This window comes from Lacinutrix gracilariae, assembly GCF_042684485.1.
Taxonomy (GTDB): Bacteria; Bacteroidota; Bacteroidia; order Flavobacteriales; family Flavobacteriaceae; genus Oceanihabitans; species Oceanihabitans gracilariae.
Genome location: NZ_JBHULM010000039.1, coordinates 1 through 3,744, shown reverse-complemented (window position 1 = coordinate 3,744; position 3,744 = coordinate 1). Strand labels below are relative to the sequence as shown.

Genomic DNA, 3,744 nt, shown 5'->3' with positions numbered 1-3,744 from the left:
GGTGAAATTCTTATTGTAAGTCCAGTATTCCGTAAGAGTTTTATCGCTCTGACATTAATCCATAAGTTTCGATACTTGCAATGAACAAGGGAAGTTCCAGAAGTCGGGGATTATTAAATACAACGGTTTGGTATATGGAAAGTTGCGTTTTTAACAGCGATGATTTTCCGAAGGAAAATCGGAAGTTGGTAAAAAAGCAACGCCCTTTATTTAAGCACTAATCTAGCGATTTTTTATATACGTTGTTATATAATGTAGCGAAACATTTGAGTAAGCACGAATTATTTTGCCGTAAAGATGCTACAATAAAATAGATGAAAGCTAAACGTGTTTTGCTTTTACAGCTGAATAGCGAAAAGTGTTTATTTTGAAAACGCTTTGTAGCATTTTACGTTTGAGTTAATGTTTTCTTTTCGTTAAAATTACACAAGCAGCTAAATATTCATAATAGGAGTGGAGCGATTTATGTAAATGACTTCTTAAGTTTGTAATGCGCTAAAAATTGAATTGATTTGGGTTTACTTTTCTAAATCTGAGTAGGCAGAATTAGCTTTTATTTTTTAAGATCTGAGTGAGAAAAGTTAGTTGAAACCTATAATTATTAAATGTTTAAAAATAGTTATGTTACTTAATTTGCGGTTTTTGAGCTATTTTATATAACGTTTATGTATAAGAATAGTTGCGGGTTTGTATGCGAGGATTTTCCGAAGGAAAATCAGACGTTACAAACACGCAACGACCTTTGGTTAAGCACTAAACCGCAATTGTTTTTATACGGTGTTAGGCACAGTATTTTACTTTTTTTCATCAATTTTATTTCGACCAAACAAATTTCCAAAAATTGGTGGTTTGTCATTATGTGATTGTTTCTCTAAAGTAGAACTTGGGTTGAATCCTGCTGTGTCAATCATAGTACGAACTAATTTCTCCATTATTTCATTCTTTTCCTCACTTTCAGGCAGATTGTCAATTTCTCTTTTATATCCATCATAAGATTTGGCTAAACTTTCTTTGTAGGCATATTCTTGTTCAAGTCTTCTATTTTGACTTTGTTGTTTACTCGCAAATAAGGCAAGCCAAATAGTAGGGATGAAGAAAGGTGCTCTTGATAAAATATTTCTAAAAGCTGTTCCAATATCAGAACTTTCAGTAACTGTCTGAACTGCATAATAGACCATTCCGACCATTGTTAAAGCAAAAACTGCTGACCAAATTATATTTGGCCATTTATAACTATTTTTTTGGTCGAAGTAAGATTTCGCAAGTCCAGCAGAAGTTGCTCCAGGTAGAAGTCCTTCTATTTTTGTAGTTAGTGCTTCGTATTTTCCTTCCCATTCTCCGTGTAATTCTTCGTGCTCTGTTTTTAATTGATTGAGTTTGACTTTTAAAGATTCCTTATCTTCGGGTGTTTTACCAAAAATTTTAGTTTCAAAGTCTTTTACTTTACCCTCAATGTCCGATATTTCTGAGCTATAACTATCAACTTTTTCATAAGTTTCATTGAGCTTTTCAGCTTTACTTAATACGGCTGCACTTGGTTTTTTGATGAAGTCATTATATAGTTCTGTGACGTCATCTAATTCAGTTTTTAAATCTGAGATTTCTCCTTTAGCTGTACTTATGAACTTTTCAAATTTTTCTTCAAAAGTTTCAATTTTTTCTTCTTCTGGTTTTTCTTCTTCCATATGGTTGATTCATATTGTGCCTAACGTGTTTGTATATGGTTTGTTGCGTGGTTAAGCAACTAAGTTAACAAATAAAAACCGAATAGAAAATCCGTGAGGATTTTCGTAAGTAGGCTAGAACTAGCAATAAATTATATACGGTGTTGTAGCCAGTTTTTATTTCCGATTTATTATTTGTTCAACGTATTTTTTGTGATTTTCAAATCCGTTATTTTTTGGATTTTCTAAATCTATAAATTCATTTAGATTCGTGTCATAAACTTGCCATTTATATTTTTTTGCTAATTCAATCAGTTCATAAAGTCCGTTTTCTCCATATAAATTCAGCATTTTTGTTCCAGTTGGTTCATTATCCACAAAAAAGTCAATCGCAAAATTAGAACCTTTTATTTCTCTATGATTTTTGTCAGATTTAATTTCCGAAAATGACCTTTCCAGAATAACACTAAACAAAATCGGTTCGAGAATATTCTCATCGAAATCCAAGTCAGATGGAATCTTTTCGTTTGAGTTAAATAGAATTATTGACCAACTCATAATTTTATGTAATAAATAATAATTGCAATTAAAATTATAAAAAAGTAAAATAAAACTCCTGCAATTCGTGCAGTATCGGCTTGTTCCATTTTCTTTTTAAATCCAAACCTTTCATATCGTTCGTATTCAATTTGGTTTGCACTTTTTGAGTTCAAACGAGAGTTAGGATTCACAGGAATTATAAAGAAAGTGAACCATTCCTTATTTGTCAGAGGTTCAGTTTTTCGTTTTTCTGTATTTTTTAATTCTTGGTTCAAATGTTTCTCTCAAATTGGCTACAACGTGTTTGTGTATGGTTAGTTGCGTGGTTAAGCAACTAAGTTAGCAAACTTTAACGAACCTGTGAATATTCCGCAGGAATATTCGCAAGTAAGCATTTAAAAAGCAATTAATTATACACGTTGTTGTGCGTTCGGCTGTTTTTCTACTCAAATTTTGAAATGACTTTATTCGTTTCTTTTACAAAAATATTTATGTTGCTTTGATTCCTGTAGCTTTGAAATAATATTTTATCTCCAAAATCCATTGTTCTAATTGGTGCATAACCACCAATGTCAATATTAATCAACTTTTTTGGTTTATCATCAGTTCCATCTAAAAAGTAAAATGAATTTTTATCAACGAAAATTAAAATATCATTGACATTCACATACAAATGGTAATAATAGTCTTCTATCTCAAAAACAAATTCTTGTTTGTTTTTTTGAATATGATTGTATTCAAATATAAATTTACCATTCTGCCAATAGATTTCCATTCCATAAGGTTTCTGACTATTTACTAAAATTTTATTGGTAATTATATTCTCAACTATTTCCGATTTGGATGATATAATTTGTTTAATTATTTCATCTTCTGTTGCAATTGAAACTAATGGTTCTAGTAATTCTTGGTCTTCGTAAACATTAAATCCAATAGATTTTTTAGTTAAAAACGAATTTGTTTTTTCTTTATTAATTATTGTAAATTCTACAAGTTTTAAGACATCTACAATTTTAATTCGGTCAGCATAAATTCTGACAGATAATCCATTATCATTCGATTCTATTGTATAATCAGATTTTATTCCAGTAGCTATTTTATAATTAGAATTATTGTATTCTAAAAGATAGAGGTCATCAGCATAGTTGTCGGTATAATCTTGTACATATTCAATGAATATTGTGTCTTTATAACTCAATCGGTCTGATAGCTTTTCCGATAATTGTCCAACGATTTTAATTTTTTCAATATCGGAATAATCAAATCCTGTTTTCATATAGATTTTCACATTGCCATATGTTTTTCCAATTACTTTGTCCTTATGAGCAAAGCAATTAAAAGAAAATAATAATGCTAAAATTCCAAGTTTAAATTTCATTGATTGGTGTTTTTCAAAGCTGACGCACAACGTGTTTGTGTATGGTTAGTTGCGTGGTTAGGCAACTAAGTTAACAAACATTTACGAACCCGTGAAAATTCCGCAGGAATTTTCGCAAGTAGAGAAGAACCTAGCAATTAATTATACACGGTGTTGTGGGTA

4 protein-coding genes are annotated in these 3,744 nt (G+C 30.4%); all 4 read right to left on the bottom strand.

What is annotated here, in order from left to right:
• Positions 1–794 precede the first annotated feature (794 nt).
• Positions 795–1,685, bottom strand: a complete 891-nt coding sequence (locus tag ACFSSB_RS15595) for a hypothetical protein (RefSeq protein WP_379905976.1) — start codon at positions 1,683–1,685, stop codon at positions 795–797.
• Between the two features lie 156 nt (positions 1,686–1,841).
• On the bottom strand, positions 1,842–2,222 hold the full coding sequence (locus tag ACFSSB_RS15590) for a hypothetical protein (RefSeq protein ID WP_379905974.1): 381 nt from the start codon (positions 2,220–2,222) through the stop codon (positions 1,842–1,844).
• Positions 2,219–2,479 (bottom strand): hypothetical protein, encoded by a 261-nt coding sequence (locus ACFSSB_RS15585; protein ID WP_379905972.1) that lies wholly within the window; start codon positions 2,477–2,479, stop codon positions 2,219–2,221. The genes ACFSSB_RS15590 and ACFSSB_RS15585 overlap by 4 nt, the downstream gene beginning before the upstream one ends.
• A 167-nt stretch (positions 2,480–2,646) precedes the next feature.
• Complete coding sequence (locus ACFSSB_RS15580) at positions 2,647–3,582, bottom strand: hypothetical protein (RefSeq protein WP_379905969.1); 936 nt, start codon at positions 3,580–3,582, stop codon at positions 2,647–2,649.
• Positions 3,583–3,744: the final 162 nt, after the last annotated feature.